This is a genomic window from Actinomadura sp. 21ATH (genome assembly GCF_041951345.1).
Taxonomy (GTDB): domain Bacteria; phylum Actinomycetota; class Actinomycetes; order Streptosporangiales; family Streptosporangiaceae; genus Spirillospora.
The window spans coordinates 1-14,378 of record NZ_JBGNUR010000021.1 but is presented as its reverse complement, the minus strand read 5'-3'; the positions used below and the strand labels follow the sequence as shown (position 1 = coordinate 14,378).

10 protein-coding genes are annotated in these 14,378 nt (G+C 76.3%); all 10 read left to right on the top strand.

From position 1 onward, the window contains the following. The first annotated feature begins 6 nt into the window (after positions 1 to 6). The 10 genes from ACA361_RS36735 to ACA361_RS36690 all read left to right on the top strand — a co-directional run bounded on the left by ACA361_RS36735 (position 7) and on the right by ACA361_RS36690 (position 14,322). On the top strand, positions 7 to 1,272 hold the full coding sequence (locus ACA361_RS36735) for an O-antigen ligase family protein (RefSeq protein WP_375019721.1): 1,266 nt from the start codon (positions 7 to 9) through the stop codon (positions 1,270 to 1,272). Beyond that, positions 1,269 to 2,903 carry a lipid II flippase MurJ gene (locus ACA361_RS36730; RefSeq protein WP_375019720.1) on the top strand — a complete coding sequence of 545 codons (1,635 nt, stop codon included), beginning with the start codon at positions 1,269 to 1,271 and terminating at the stop codon, positions 2,901 to 2,903. The genes ACA361_RS36735 and ACA361_RS36730 overlap by 4 nt, the downstream gene beginning before the upstream one ends. Beyond that, positions 2,900 to 3,628, top strand: a complete 729-nt coding sequence (locus tag ACA361_RS36725) for a polysaccharide deacetylase family protein (RefSeq protein WP_375019719.1) — start codon at positions 2,900 to 2,902, stop codon at positions 3,626 to 3,628. Before ACA361_RS36730 ends, ACA361_RS36725 begins: the two co-directional genes overlap by 4 nt. After that, positions 3,625 to 5,505 carry a glycosyltransferase gene (locus ACA361_RS36720; protein ID WP_375019718.1) on the top strand — a complete coding sequence of 627 codons (1,881 nt, stop codon included), beginning with the start codon at positions 3,625 to 3,627 and terminating at the stop codon, positions 5,503 to 5,505. Before ACA361_RS36725 ends, ACA361_RS36720 begins: the two co-directional genes overlap by 4 nt. After that, the gene (locus ACA361_RS36715) at positions 5,502 to 6,707 is read left to right on the top strand and encodes a GNAT family N-acetyltransferase (RefSeq protein WP_375019717.1); all 1,206 of its coding nucleotides are present in this window, start codon (positions 5,502 to 5,504) and stop codon (positions 6,705 to 6,707) included. The genes ACA361_RS36720 and ACA361_RS36715 overlap by 4 nt, the downstream gene beginning before the upstream one ends. After that, positions 6,700 to 8,097, top strand: a complete 1,398-nt coding sequence (locus ACA361_RS36710; protein WP_375019716.1) for a glycosyltransferase — start codon at positions 6,700 to 6,702, stop codon at positions 8,095 to 8,097. The genes ACA361_RS36715 and ACA361_RS36710 overlap by 8 nt, the downstream gene beginning before the upstream one ends. A gap of 1,156 nt (positions 8,098 to 9,253) precedes the next feature. Beyond that, positions 9,254 to 10,513, top strand: a complete 1,260-nt coding sequence (locus ACA361_RS36705; protein ID WP_375019715.1) for an ATP-grasp domain-containing protein — start codon at positions 9,254 to 9,256, stop codon at positions 10,511 to 10,513. 99 nt (positions 10,514 to 10,612) lie between these two features. Next, complete coding sequence (locus ACA361_RS36700) at positions 10,613 to 11,938, top strand: FAD-dependent oxidoreductase (RefSeq protein WP_375019714.1); 1,326 nt, start codon at positions 10,613 to 10,615, stop codon at positions 11,936 to 11,938. 155 nt (positions 11,939 to 12,093) lie between these two features. Then, positions 12,094 to 13,014, top strand: coding sequence for a hypothetical protein (locus ACA361_RS36695; RefSeq protein WP_375019713.1), 921 nt, complete (start codon positions 12,094 to 12,096; stop codon positions 13,012 to 13,014). Between the two features lie 195 nt (positions 13,015 to 13,209). Next, complete coding sequence (locus ACA361_RS36690; RefSeq protein WP_375019712.1) at positions 13,210 to 14,322, top strand: hypothetical protein; 1,113 nt, start codon at positions 13,210 to 13,212, stop codon at positions 14,320 to 14,322. The last annotated feature ends 56 nt before the right edge of the window (positions 14,323 to 14,378 follow it).

The window sequence follows — 14,378 nt, the reverse complement described above, 5'->3', positions numbered from 1 at the left end:
CCGCCCGTGATCGAGACGTTCATCAGGCGCCCCAGCTGGATGGTGTGCGCCGCCGCGCTGTGCGTGTGCTTCCCCGCGAGCCCGCGGGCCGAGGACGCGGGCGTGGCGGTGACGCCCGCCGACGTGTTCAGCGCCGTCCTGGTCGCGGCCGCCGCGATCCTGGTCGTCGCCCGCAGGGCCGAGGTGCCGCCGCGGGCGCTGCTCGCGTTCGGCCCGGTGCTGGCCGCCCTGGGCCTGGCCACGCTGTGCTCGCAGGACATCGGGACCAGCCTGGCCGGCTACGTCCGGGTCGCGCAGGTCTTCGTGCTGGTCCCGGTGGCGGTCGCGGCCGTCGTCCGGGACCGTGCGGACGCGCTGCTGGTGGCGGGCGCGGTCGTCGTGGCCGGGCTGCTGGAGGCCGTGTACGGGATCTGGCAGTCCCTCAGCGGGAACGGCGCGTCGATCGGCGGCGAGAACGTCCGGGCGGTCGGCACGTTCGGCGCCGGTGACGTGATGGCGCTGTCGGTCGTCACCGGCTTCGGCATCGTCATCACGCTGGCGTTCCTCCTGGCCGGGCCGCGCCGGTGGCGGCCCGCCGCGGTGGCGGTCATGGCCGTGCTCGGCGTGGCGCTGGCGCTGGCGCTGAGCCGGGGCAGCTGGATCGCGATCGCCGCCGCCGCGGGCCTGGTCCTGCTCGCGTACGACCGGCGGGTCGCGGTGCGCACGGCGGTGGCCGGCGCCGCGCTGGCCGTCGTCGCGGTCGGCGGGCTCGGCGTCGGGTCGGAGGCGCTGTCGGCGCGGGCGCAGTCGATGACCCGGATCGCCGAGTCGCCCGACCAGTCGGTGATCGACCGGTACAGCCTGTGGACGGCCGCCGCCGGGATCTGGAGCGACCATCCGATCACCGGCGTGGGCGTCAAGAACTTCCCGGCGTACCGCGACTCGTACGCGCCGATCGAGCTGTCGTCGGCGGGCGAGACCGAGGACCCGATCCACGGCTACAAGCGCCAGCCGCTGCTGTCCCCGCACAGCCAGTACCTGCTGGTCCTGTCCGAGCAGGGCGTGGTGGGGCTGGCCGGGCTGGCGGCGCTGTTCGGCACCCTCCTGTACGGGCTGTGGGTCCGCCGCGACCCGCGCGACCCGCTGTGGCTGGCCTCGGCCGGCTTCATGGCCGGACTGCTGATCAACTTCGTGTACGCCGACATGAGCGGCCCGAGCAGCGTCCTGGTGGCGATCCTGCTCGGCCTCGTCGCCGCGCGGGTGCTGCCGCGGGCTCCCGGGGACGCGCGATGACGGCCGTCGAGGCCGCGCGCCGGCACCAGGGCGAGGGCTCGGCGATCCGCCGGGCGGCGCTGCTGACCGCGCTGCTCACCGCGGGCGGCACCGCGCTGGGCTTCGTGCGCGACCTGGTGATGGCGCACCGGTTCGGCGCGAGCAGCGGCACCGACGCGTTCCTGGTCGCCTGGACGATCCCCGAGACGGTCTCCCCGATCCTGATCGAGGACGCCATGGCGCTGCTGATGGTGCCGCTGGTCATCCGGGCGATGCGGGAGCCGGACGGGATCCGGCCGCTCGTGACGAGCGTGCTGCCGCGCCTGGTCACCGCCCTGTCGGTGGCGACGGTCGGGATCGTGCTCGCCGCGCCGCTGGTGGTGGACGTGCTGGCACCGGGTCTGGACGATCCGGGCCCGGCGGTGCGCTGCGTGCGGCTGACCGCGCTGACCGTGCTGGCGTTCGGCGTGGCGGGGTTCATGAGCGCGACGCTGCGGGCGCACCACCGGTTCGGGCCGCCGGCCGCGATCTACGCCGCGTACAACGCCGGCATCCTCGTGATGATCGCGGCGCTGGCGGCGCCGCTCGGCATCACCAGCGCGGCGCTCGGCGTGGCCTGCGGCGGGCTGCTCATGGTCGCGGTGCAGGCGCCCGCGTTCGTGCGCTGCCTGCGCGGCACCGCACCGGCACCCGCCGCCGCCCCGGCCGGGCAGGCGGACCGGCCCGGGGCGGCCGCGCTGACGCTCGCCGCGGTCGTGCCCGTCGTGCTGTACACCGTGACCCGCCAGGCGCAGGTCCTCATCGAGCGCTTCCTCGGCTCCGCGCTCGCCGCCGGCTCGATCTCCCACCTCAACTACGCGCAGAAGGTCGGCCAGGTCCCGATGGTCGCCTCGCTGCTGCTGGTGACGGTGACGTTCCCGCGGCTGGCGCGGGCGTCGGCGGGCGGCGACGTGGACGGGGTCCGCCGCCGCGTCGAGAGCGACCTGGTCGTGGTGAGCGCGATCGTGCTGTACGCCGTCGCGTGCATGGCCGCGTTCGCGCCGCTGATGATCGAGCTGCTGTTCCAGCACGGCCGGTTCACCGCCGCCGACACCTCCCGTACGGCGCTGGTGCTGCGCGTGTACGTCCTCGGCGTGTGGGGCCAGGCGATGATGGGCGTCGCCGCGCGGGCGTTCTTCGCCGGCAGCCGGCCGGTCTGGCATCCGGCCCGCGCGATGGCGGCGGGCCTGGCCGTCACCGGCATCGCCGGCTCGACGCTGGTCGCCGCCGCGGGCACCACCGCCCTCGCCGCGGCCAACGCCGCCGGCATCACCGTCGCCGCGCTGCTCCTGCTCGCGGCCATGCGCCGGCACGTCGCGCCGGTGTCGGCGCGCGCGGTCGGCGGCGACCTCGCCACCCTGCTGCTCGCCGCGGGCCTCGCCTGCGCCGCGGGCCTGGCCGTCACCGGGCCGGGGCCGCTGGTCCCGGGCTCACTGACCGCGGGCCTGCTCGGGCCGGGCGTTCCTCCGCTCCCCCGCCTGCTCGCGGGCGTTGCGGCGGTCACCGCCGTCTACGCCGCGGCGCTCGTCCTCGCGGCGCACGCCCGCACCCGCGCCACCGGGCCGCTCGGCCCGCTCACCCGATTCCGCCACCAGGAAGAAGCAAGCACGTGAACCGTCCGGACGGCGACGAGCCGATCGCCTCGATGCCGATGGTGCTGATGTACCACTCGGTCGACCACTACGACGAGGACCCGCACCTGGTCACCGTCACCCCGGAGCGCTTCGAGCGGCAGCTGCGCTGGCTGCACTCGCGCGGGCTGCGCGGCGTCAGCGTGTACGAGCTGCTGCGCGCGCACGCCCGCGGCCGCACCCGCGGCCTGGTCGGGCTGACCTTCGACGACGGCTACGCCGACTTCGCCACGCGGGCCGTACCGGCGCTGGTCCGGTACGGGTTCACCGCGACGGTCTTCGTCGTGACCGGGCGGATCGGCGCGTACAACGCCTGGGACACCGGCCCGCCCAAGGCGCTGATGACCGACGAGCAGATCCGCGCGGTCGCGGACTTCGGCATGGAGGTCGCGTCGCACGGCGTGCGGCACGTGTCCCTGCCGGGGGCGTCCGACGACGAGGTCCGCGAGGAGCTTGCGGGAAGCCGCGCCGCGCTGGAGGAGATCGTGCAGCGGCCCGTGGGCGGCTTCGCGTACCCGTACGGGCACGCGACCCCGCGCGACGCGGCGGCCGTCAGGGCGGCCGGTTACGACTACGGGTGCGGGATCCGCCCCGCCGAGGCGACCCGGTTCACGCTGGCGCGCACCTACGTGGGAGAACGGGACCGGAGCCTGCGCCTGCGCGCCAAGGTCGTCCGGCACGAGCTGCAATGGCTGGTGCGCGTATGACGCGCGTGCTCCACGTCATCACGGGGCTGGCGCACGGCGGCGCCGAGCGGCAGCTGGCGCTGCTGCTGCGGCACCTTCCCGTGGAGTGCGAGGTCGCGGTGCTCACCCGGGCCGCGGGGCCGCTCGCGGAGGTGATCGCGGCCGGCGGCGTACCGGTCCACGAGATCGGGATGCGCGGCAACCGCGACCTCACCGCGCTGCCGCGCCTCGTACGGCTCATCCGCCGCGGCCGGTACGACGTCGTGCACACGCACCTCTACCGGGCGTGCGTCTTCGGGCGAGTCGCCGCGCGCCTGGCGGGGGTCCGCCGCGTCATCGCCACCGAGCACTCCTTGGGCGACGGCCATATCGAGGGGCGGCGGGCGACGTTCGGCGTCCGCATGCTGTACAGGGCGACCGAGCTCCTGGGAAGCGTCACGATCGCGGTCTCCCCCACCGTCGCCCGGCGCCTCCGCGCGTGGGGGGTGCGGCCCGGCCGCCTGGTGACCGTGCCCAACGGCATCGACCCGGCGGCGTTCGCGTTCGACGCCGCCCGCCGCACGGCCGTGCGCGAACGCCTCGGGATCGAACCGGACGCGTTCGTCATCGGCACGGTGGGGCGGCTCGTCCCCACCAAGCGGCTCGACGTGCTCATCGAGGCGTTCGCCCAGATCGAGCCGGACGTGCGGGGACGGCGGGCGCGGCTCCTCATCGTCGGGGACGGACCGCACCGCGCCGAGCTGGAGAGGCTCGCGTCAGGGGACGCGCGCGTCGTGTTCGCGCGGGACACGGCGGACGTCGCCGGGATGCTCGCGGCGATGGACCTGTACGCCTCCCCGTCGACGCAGGAGACCTTCGGGCTGAGCGTCCTGGAGGCGCTGGCCGCCGGGCTCCCCGTCCTCTACACGGCCTGCCCCGCGCTGGACGACCTGCCCGCCCCGCTCATGACGTCGCACGCGCACCGGCTCCCGACCTGGGTCTCCGCGTGGGCACCGGTGCTCGCCCGGCACGCGCGTTCGGGCCCCGCGGACCGCCTCCCCGTCCCCCCTGCGGTCGACCACTACGCCGTACGCGCGCACGCGGAACGGCTCACCGTCCTCTACCGAGACCTGACACGTCCTCCGTCAAGAAAGGAGTCGGGCAGCATGCAGGAACTCCGCAGCCTCCTCACCAGAGCGTTCGCACCGGTCAGGGAGGCGGCCGGCCGGATCGGCATCGTGCTGGCCCTGGCCGTCACCGGCCTGCTGGCCGGGCTGGGGTACGGGCTCTACAAGGCGCCGGCCTACTCGGCGACGTCCTACGTCCTCATCGTGTCCCAGCACACCGACGGGCCGCCCGTGGCGGTCAGCTTCGCGCAGGCGTACGGGCGGCTTGCGGCCCTGCCGGAGACCCTCGCCTGGGCCGCCGACCCGCTGCCGCGGCGGGACCTCGCCCAGGCGGGCGAGCGCATCCAGGCGTCCACGTCTCCGGACACCCCGCTCGTACGGCTCACCGCCACGGCCGGCTCGCCGCGGCAGGCGGCGCGCTTCGCCAACACGGCCGCCGACGCTCTCGTCCGGTACGGCAACGCCCACCAGCGCGACACCGGCGTGCGCGTCGCGCTGATGAGCACGGCCGCCGCGCCGCTGAGCCCGAGCTCGCCGAACCCGCCGCTGAACGTCGCGGTGGGGACCGCGACCGGGATCCTGCTCGGCGGGCTGGCGGCGGCCGCGGCCACGGCCCGTACCCGCCGGCTCCGGCAGGCCGCGGCCAGGCCCTCGGTCAGGACGCGGGTGGCCAGGGCCAAGGCGGCGCCGCGCCCCGAGCCGGCCGCGGCGTCCGCGACCGGTCCTGCCGCGGGGGAGCCCGGGGAGCCGAAGGACGAGGAGCCGTCGGTCCCCGCCGAGGCCGCCCGGTGACGCTCTCCGGCAGGCTCGGCCGGCACGCGGCCGCCCCCGGCGGCGCCCGCACCGGCCGCGGCGACCCCGGCTGGACGGTGGAGGTGCGCCGCGACGGCGGCGCGCTGGCCGCGCTGGCCGGGGAATGGCGCGACCTGTACGACCGCAGCCCCGCCGCGACGCCGTTCCAGTCGCACGCGTGGCTGGCGTCCTGGTGGCGCAACTACGGCACCGCGGACGGCCTGCGGCTGTTCCTCGTCCGGCGGCGCGGCGTCCTCGTGGCGGCGGCGCCGCTGATGGCCGTGCGGCGCTGCGGGTTCCCGGTCCTGGAGCCGGTCGCGGCGCCGCAGAGCGACTTCACCGACGTCCTCCTGGACGGCGAGCACTCCCGGCGGGCCGCGCGGTGCCTGGCGCGCGCGCTGCTGGCCGCGCCCGGCTGGGGCGCGATCGACCTGCGCGAGGTGCGGCCCGGCGCGGCGGCGCACGCGGTGGCCGGCTGCTGGCCCGGCACGTCCTGGCGCACCCCCGCGTCCCTCTGCCTCGAACTGCCGGCCGGCGATCTGGCCGGGCTGCTGGACGCGCTCCCCCGCCGCCGGGCCGGCAAGGTCCGGGCCCGGCTCCGCCGGATCGACGCGACCGGGATCGAGGCCGCGCCGGTGCCCGCCGAGCGCGCGGCCGAGGCCGTGAACCGGCTGCTCGACCTGCACGTCCGGCAGTGGGAGGGGCGGCCGATCAACCCCGAGCACACCCGCGCCCGGTTCCGCCGGCACCTGGCCGCCGCGCTGGGCGAGATGATCCGGGACGGCCAGGCCGCGCTGCTGGAGTACCGCGACGGCGACCGCCCGGTGGCCGCCGACCTGGTCCTGATCGGGCACGACTTCGCGGGCGCGTACCTGTACGGCGCCGAGGCCGGACTGCGCGACCGGATCGAGGTGACGCTGATGCTGCTCCGCCAGGACGTCGAGCTGGCCCGGCGGGCCGGCGTCCCGGTGCTCAGCCTGCTGCGCGGCGACGAGCCGTACAAGCGGAAGTGGCGGCCCGTCCCGGTGCGCAGCGAGCGGCTGATCCTCGGCCGGTCACCGCTCGCGTCGCTGTACGCCACGGCGGCGCGGGCGCGCGCGGGGCTCGCCGCTTACAGGAACGGCCGCACGTCTCCCGACGACGAGGAGGAGGGCGTGCCCCCCGCACTGACGGCCGTACCGGACGAGACCGCGCATGGCTGACCGGGCCGAGCCGGCCCGGGTGCGCGTGCTCCACGCCAGCCAGCCCACGGACGGCGGCGTGGCGGTCTACGTCGTGCAGGCGGCGGCCGACCAGGTGCGCCGGGGCTGGGAGGTCGCGGTGGCCTGCCCGCCGGACGGCGATCTCGCGGCCCGGCTCCTGGCCGCGGGCGTCGCGCACGTCCCGTGGCACGCCGGGCGCGCGCCCGGTCCCGGCACGGTCCGCGAGGCGCTGGACCTGCGGCGGATCGTCCGCCGGTTCGCCCCGGACGTGCTGCACCTGCACTCGGCCAAGGCCGGGCTGGCCGGGCGGCTCCCGCTCGGGCCGCTCGGCGGCCCCGCGGTGCCGACGATCTTCCAGCCGCACGGCTGGTCCTGGCTGGCCGCGACCGGCGCGCAGGCCGCCGCCGGGCTGCTGTGGGAACGGCTCGCGGCGCGCCGTACCGGCGCCCTCGTCTGCGTCGGCACGGGCGAGCTGCTGCAAGGGCGGGAGGCCCGGGTGCGGGCGCCGTACCGGCTGGTCCGCAACGGCGTGGACCTCGGCCACTTCACCCCCGCGGGTCCCGCCGAGCGGCGCGCGGCGCGGGCGGCGCTCGGGCTCCCGGCGGACGCGCCGCTGGCGGTGTGCATCGGGCGGGTGACGCGGCAGAAGGGGCAGGACGTGCTGCTCGCCGCCTGGCCCGCCGTGCGGAGGCGGTGCCCCCGTGCGCTGCTGGCCGTCGTCGGGGACGGCGACGCGCTGCCCCGGCTGCGCCGTGCCGCACCGCCCGGCGTGCGGTTCGTGCCGCCCGTCGCCGACACGCGCGGCTGGCTCGCGGCGGCCGACGTGGTGGTGCTGCCCTCGCGGTGGGAGGGGCTCGCGCTGGTCGCGCTGGAGGCCCTCGCGCGCGGGCGCTCGCTGGTGTGCAGCAACGTGCCCGGCCTCGCGGAGGTCGTTCAGCCCGAGTCGGGCGCGCTCGTCCCGCCGGACGATCCCGGCGGGCTGGCCGAGGCGGTCGCGTACAGGCTGGAGCGGCCCCGGGAGGCCGACGCGGAGGGCCGGGCGGGCGCGGGCGCGGCGGGCGAGTTCGACCTCTCGGGGACGCTGGCGCTGCTCTCGGCCGTCACCTCGGGATTGGCGGGCGCGGGCCGCGCGGGCGGCGCGGCGGCCGGCGGTGCCGGGTCCGCCGGGGGTGCCGGAACGGCGGAGAAGCCGTCCGCCGGAGGCCGCGCGGGGGGTGTTCCGGTTACGGAGCCGGGCGGCGGAACGGGCGCCGGCGGAACGGGCGGCGAAGCCGGCGGGGACGCTTGCGCGGAAACGGGCGGGGAGGCCGGCGGGGACGCCGGCGGAACCGGGACGGGCGGTGCCGGTACGGGCGTTCCCGCGCCTTTTCCGCCGAACAGCTCGCGGTAGACGTCCGATGAGCGGGGATTCTGGCGGCAGCTCCACACGCCGTGCGGACAGTAATCGGTGATGGTCTGGTATATCACGTTATGCACGGAGATCCAGTTGTACATTCCCCGGATATATTCGGGATTGTCGGAGTTGCGAAACAATCCCCATTCCGGAAACGACATCGGCTTTCCGTGCTGGGCGGCGAAGCGCGCGTGCGCCTCCAGCCCGAACGGTTCCCGGACGTGATGCTCGAACGTCGCGCCGTCCGGCTGGTCATAACTGTCGGAGCCGATGATGTCGACGACGTCGTCCCCCGGATAGCAGTCCGCCCACGGCACCGCGTCGCGGCCGCGGGTGGCGGTGAAGTCGAAGCGCGGCCGGGCGCCCGGGACCGCGCGCATCGCCTGCACGATCCGCCGCCAGTACGCCTTCCATGCGGCCGGGTCGGGGCCGCACCGGCTGCTGTAGACGCTGCCGTTCATCTCCCAGCCGGGCACCACGATCGCGTCGCCGATCCCCTGCTCGACCAGGCGCCGCGCCAGCCGGTGGAAGTGGTGGTCGTACATGCCGGCCGCGCCGGCGCGCAGGTGCCAGGCCACCGCCTCATCGGGCATGCCCGCCTCGTTCGGCGCGACCATCGGCACGTTGACGACCAGCTGCCGCCGCGGGTCGGCGCGCCGCCACCGCGCCCAGGGCTCCAGGATCCCGGGCCGGCCCTCGATGTCCTCCCAGCGCTCGCCCGGCAGGTAGGTGTGGCCGACCGTCACCTCCGTACCCAGCCATTGCTGAAACGGCCCGACATTTCGCACACCTTCTTCGCCCGAACCGAGAAACGCGCCCAGCGGGACGGGCGGCGGCGTGCGCACGGGCGGCGGGCCCTGCGGGGGCGCGGAGGGCGACGGGTCCACGCCCGAAATCCGCTCCACGGGGCGGAAATCCCGCCACGCCGCGATCATCGCGGCGGCCGCCAGTACGGCGGCCGCGCACGAAACAGACAGCGCCCGTACGAGAAGACCCAAAGGAGATCTTGCCCGCCCATGGCCGAACAGCCGAGGAACACGATGGTTATCGTCGGCTCGCATGCGTATCGTATGCCCCCTGGCCTGCTCGGACGAACAACAAGATCGCCCAGGCGGCGGCAGAATTTACCTCTTTGATAGGAAGCGTGTCGAGAATGCGAATCGCACCGGAATGGACGGCGAGCAGCGGCTCCCCGAGCATCCCCGTACCGGAGCTCGACGGCGGCCTGCCCGTCCTGCTGCTGCGCACCGACCGCAACCTGCTCCACCACGGGACGCTCGGCGCGATCCGGTCGCTCGGCCGCGCCGGCGTCGAGGTGCACGCGGTCCTGGAGGGCCGCGCCTCCCCGGCCGCGCACTCCCGGCGGCTGCGCCGCCGCCACCCGTGGGGTCCGTCACCGTACCGCGAGCCCGAGGCGCTCGCCGAGCACCTGCGGATGGTCGCCGCGCGCATCGGCCGCCGCGCCCTGCTGATCCCGCTTGACGACGCGGGCGCGATCTTCGCGGCCGAGCACGCGAAGGCGCTGGAGGAGTGCTACCTCCTCCCCCGCCAGGACCCGGCCGCCCCGCGCCGGGTCGCCGACAAGTCGCTGCTGCTGGAGCAGTGCGACCGCTACGACATCGCCTGCCCCGAGAGCCTCGTCCCCGAGACCCCCGCCGAGGTGGACGAGGCCGCCGCCGCGCTCGGGCTCCCGCTGGTCGCCAAGTGGTCGCGGCCGTGGCTGCTGCCGGACGGGCTGCGCAGCACGGAGATCGTCCGGACCGCCGAGCGGGCCCGGCGGCTGTTCGCCCGCTCCATCGGCGACGAGGACGACGGCTTCGCGGCCGGCCCGCTGATCCTCCAGCGGCGCGTCCCGTCCGGCGGCGGCGACTGGTTCTTCCACGGCCACTTCGACGACGACTACGCGTGCCTGTTCGGCGGCACCGGGATCAAGCACCTGTCCCATCCGCCCGGCGCCGGTCCCACCGTGCGCGGCGAATGGGTCCTCAACCCGGAGCTGGAGCAGCTCGCCTGCAAGATCGTCAACATCCTCGGCTGCCGCGGCACCGTCGACCTCGACTTCCGGCTCGACTCGCGCACCGGCACCTACCACCTGCTCGACTTCAACCCCCGGCTCGGCGCCCAGTTCCGGCTGTTCTGCGACGAGCGCGGGATCGACCTCGTCCGCGCCGTCCACCTGGACCGTTCCGGCCGCGCCGTCCCCGCGCCGCTCCCCCGGTACGGCCGCACGTTCCTGGTCGAGCACCACTTCCTGCGGCACGCCCTGTCCCGCCCCGGCCGCGGCGAGCGCGCCGGCGCGTACCGCAGCCTCCGCGAGGCCGGCGAGCGGGCCTGGCTCGCCGCCGACGACCCGGTCCCGTTCCTGGTCATGGGGCGGCGCAGCCTGATCCGCGCCGTCCGGCGGACCACCTGACCGGCCCTTCCCGCCTTCTCCCCCCGCCTCCCCCCGGACAGACCCTCCAGACGAGATCGCACGCAAGAACGACACGCACCACCACGGGGGAACGCGAACATGCACGACTCGACCGCCGACGTGCTCGTCGTCGGGGCGGGGCCGTACGGCCTCTCGACCGCGGCGTACCTGCGGCACCACGGACTGGACGTCCGGATCATCGGCACGCCGATGGAGTTCTGGGCCGACCGGATGCCGCCCGGCATGCACCTGAAGTCCGAGCCCTTCGCCTCCAGCCTCGGCGCCCCGCACGGCGGCGCCACCTTCACCGACCGCAATCCCGGCTGGCGGACCGGACGGCCCATCCCGCTCTCGACGTTCGTCGAGTACGGCCGCTGGTTCGCCGGGCACATCGTCCCGTACACCGAGGAGGCGCGGGTCGAGCGGATCGAGCGGGCCGAGGGCGGCGGCGCCGGCGGCCGGTACGAGGTCGCGCTGTCGACCGGCGAGACCGCCCGCGCCCGGGCCGTCGTGATCGCGATCGGCGTCGCGGCGTTCGCGCGCGTCCCTGACGAGCTGTCCGGGCTGCCCGCCGAGCTGCTCACGCACAGCATGGACCACCGCGAGTTCGGCCGGTTCGAGGGGCAGGAGGTCGCGGTCGTCGGCGCGGGCCAGTCCGCGCTGGAGACGGCCGTGTTCCTCGCCGAGGCCGGAGCGCGCCCGCAGATCCTCGCGCGTACCGAGCGGCTGGCGTGGAACGACGTGCCCGTACCGGCGCCGTCGGCGCTCGACCGGATGCTGCGCGGCCCCGCGTCCGGGCTGGGGCGCGGCTACCGGACCTGGGTGTGGTCCGAGCACCCCTGGACGACCCGGTTCCTCCCGGACGCGACGCGGCAGCACCTGCTGCGGACGACGATGGGCCCGGCCGGCGCGTGGTGGCTGCGCGACCGGGTCGACCACCGCGTCCACGTGATGACGGGCCGGACGGTCACCGCCGCGCGCGAGTCCGGCGGCCGCGCCGCCGTCACCACCGCCGGCGCGGTCGGCAGCCCGTGGGAGCACGAGGTCGACCACGTCATCGCGGCCACCGGCTTCGTGCCGGACCTGGCCCGGATCGACATCCTGGCCCCGGAGCTGCGCGAGCGGGTGAAGGCCAGGCACCGCGCACCGGTGCTCGGCTCGCACTTCCAGAGCTCGGTGCCCGGCCTCTACTTCGCCGGGCTGACCGCGGCCCCGAGCTTCGGGCCGGTCATGCGGTTCGTGCACGGCGCCGACTTCGCCGCCCGGCGGATCGCGGCGCACGTCGCCGCCAACGCCAAGGCCGCCGCTCCGCCCGTGGAGACGGTGACCGTCCTCGAGTCCGACACGGCCGGGACCGCCGGGACCGCCGGAAACGTCGGGCACGCAGGTCAAACGTCGCCACATGCACCGGTAAACCCTCGGTAGAACGCCGGACCGGCCGGCCTCCGCCGCCCCAGCATGTCAATGGCACGGAGACACGCCAGCGGGAATTCAATGGCAGCGTCCATTACCCATGGTGCTGGTATCGTCGCCGACCGTCATCGACTTTCGGTGTTTTCCGATGGTGAGGAGTTCCCGGAATGCGGCAGGCAGCGATCCGCGGGAGGGCCGGCACGGCCCTCGGCCGGACGCCGCGCGCCGCCCGCGTTCCGGGGCTCCTCAGAGTCGCGGCCGTGGCCGGGCTCGCGTTCGCGGGCTGGTTCGTCCTCGCCGCGCTCGCCGGCTCCGCGTCCGCCGACACCGGCAGCGCGCGGCCGGCGGCCGGCGGGGCCGTCACCCTGGCCGGGGAGCCGGCCTCCTCAGCGCTGCGTCCCGTACCGGCGATGCCTCGCGAGGCGCGGCCGGCACGGGACGCCGGAACGCACGAACCGCGCCGGGCGCACGGGACGCGGGAAGCGCGCGAGCCGGGCGGCAGCGGCGAGTCCCGCCCGGTGCTCGCCCGGACTGCCGCGCACGGCGGCCGCCTGCTGCGCGCGCCGTCGGCCGCCGTCGACCGGCTGGTGGCCGGCGTGCCGGAGCTGCGCGAGCTGCGTCCGGCGGCGTCCGGCCTGGTCGGGCGGGGCGGCCTGGTCGAACGGGCCGGGCTGGGCGACCGGCATCCGGTCCGCGGCCTGCTGTCCCCGCTCACGGATCGGATCGTTTCGGAGGACCCTCCGGACCGTTCCGATGACCGGCCGCAGGACGCCCGCGACTCCGTGCGGAAGGCGCCATCGCCCGGCGCCCGGACCGCGCCGGCCCAGGACACCCGTACCGCCGCCACCGGCGGCTGCCGCGACTGCGGCGGCGCCGACGCCCCCGCCTCCCCGGGGCACGCCCCGGCATCCGGCGAGGACGACGGCGGCGCGGGCCTCCCGCAGAACGGCGGCGGGCACACCCCGCCCGCCGGCCTGCTCTCCTCCTCCACCCTCGCCGCACCGCCCGCCGTGGCCGTGCGCGCGCTCCCGGCGGCGGTGGCCGGGCACGACGCCTCGCCCGCCGACCCGGCGACCGTCCCCGACTAGAACTCCATGGCGCGGCGGTTCCGCGCTGACGGACCGTCCCGCCATCTCCCGCCGTTTCCCGCGGATTCCCCCTTTCCGCTCGCGCGGGAATCCGCCCGGAGCCTCCGGAGACCACGCCCTTTCCTGCTCGGCAATGGACGCACCGCCCGTTGCCCTTCCCATTTCTCCGCTGTACCGAGATGAAGGAGTACGAGAATGCGGAACTGGACGAACATCATCGGCCGCGCCGTGCTGGTCGCCGCCGGCCTCGCCATCGCGGGCGCCGGCACCGCCGCGGCCGAGCCCCGCCCGCTCTACGGCGGCAGCGAGATCAACACGCCGTTCTCGGCGCCCGTCAACCTCTGCGGCAACGCGGGCGCGGTCGCCGGCGTCAGCAGGGCCTGGTGCGAAGGCGGCGCCACGGTCGTCAACGAGGGCAGCGGCCACGGGAGCAAGAGCCTCCTCGGCGGCACCCGGTACAACTCGCCGGTCAGCCTGCCCGCCAACGCCTGCGGCAACGGCGGCGCCGTCGCCGGCGTCACCCGGACGTGGTGCGAGGGCGGCGCGCACGTCGACAACACCGGCGGCGCCCGCGCGGCCGAGGGCACCCGGCCCGGCAAGGGCCCGGGGGACACGACGAACCCGGGCCTCGGCGGCGGCGGCGGGACCGGCCTGCCGCTGCCCGGAGGCGACCCGGCGGGCGTGGTCACCGACCTGCTCGGGTCGATCGGCACGCCGCTCGCGCCCGGCGGCGCGGCGCCGCGGTCCGCGCAGCAGCCGGCCGGCACCGGGACCGCGGCCGGCGAGCCCGCCGGCAGGCCCATCGTCAAGCGGCCGCCGTCGAAGCTCCCGTCCACCAAGCGGGTCGGCAAGGCCGTGCCGCCGCCCGGACCGCTCGCGAGCGACCTGCTGGCCGGGTTCGGCGTGCTCGGCGGCGCCGGGCTGCCCGACGCGTCCGGCCTGCCCGGCGCCCAGGGCCTGACCCAGGAGCTCACCAACGGCCTGCCGCTCATGGAGAAGATCCCGGGCTCCAACGCCGTCTTCACGCCGACGTCCGCGTACAGGCCCGAGCCGGAGGCCAAGCCGGACACCGGGCCGGCCACCCAGCCGGGCACCCAGCCGGGCGCCAAGCCGGGGGCCGAGGCCCCCAAGACCTCCCAGTCCTCCGAGACCCCCGAGCCGGGCGAGGCCGTCCGCACGCTGCTGCAGTCGATGGGCGTCCCGATCCACCGTGAGGGCGCGACCGGGGACGGCTCGGGCCTGGGCAACCTCGACACGCTGACCAGGGGCCTGCCGGCCCGCATCACCAGCTCCTCGCTGCCGAAGTAGCCGGCCCCGACGAGGAGGCTCCCGGAAGTCGGCGGGGGGGGGGGGGGGGGGGGGGG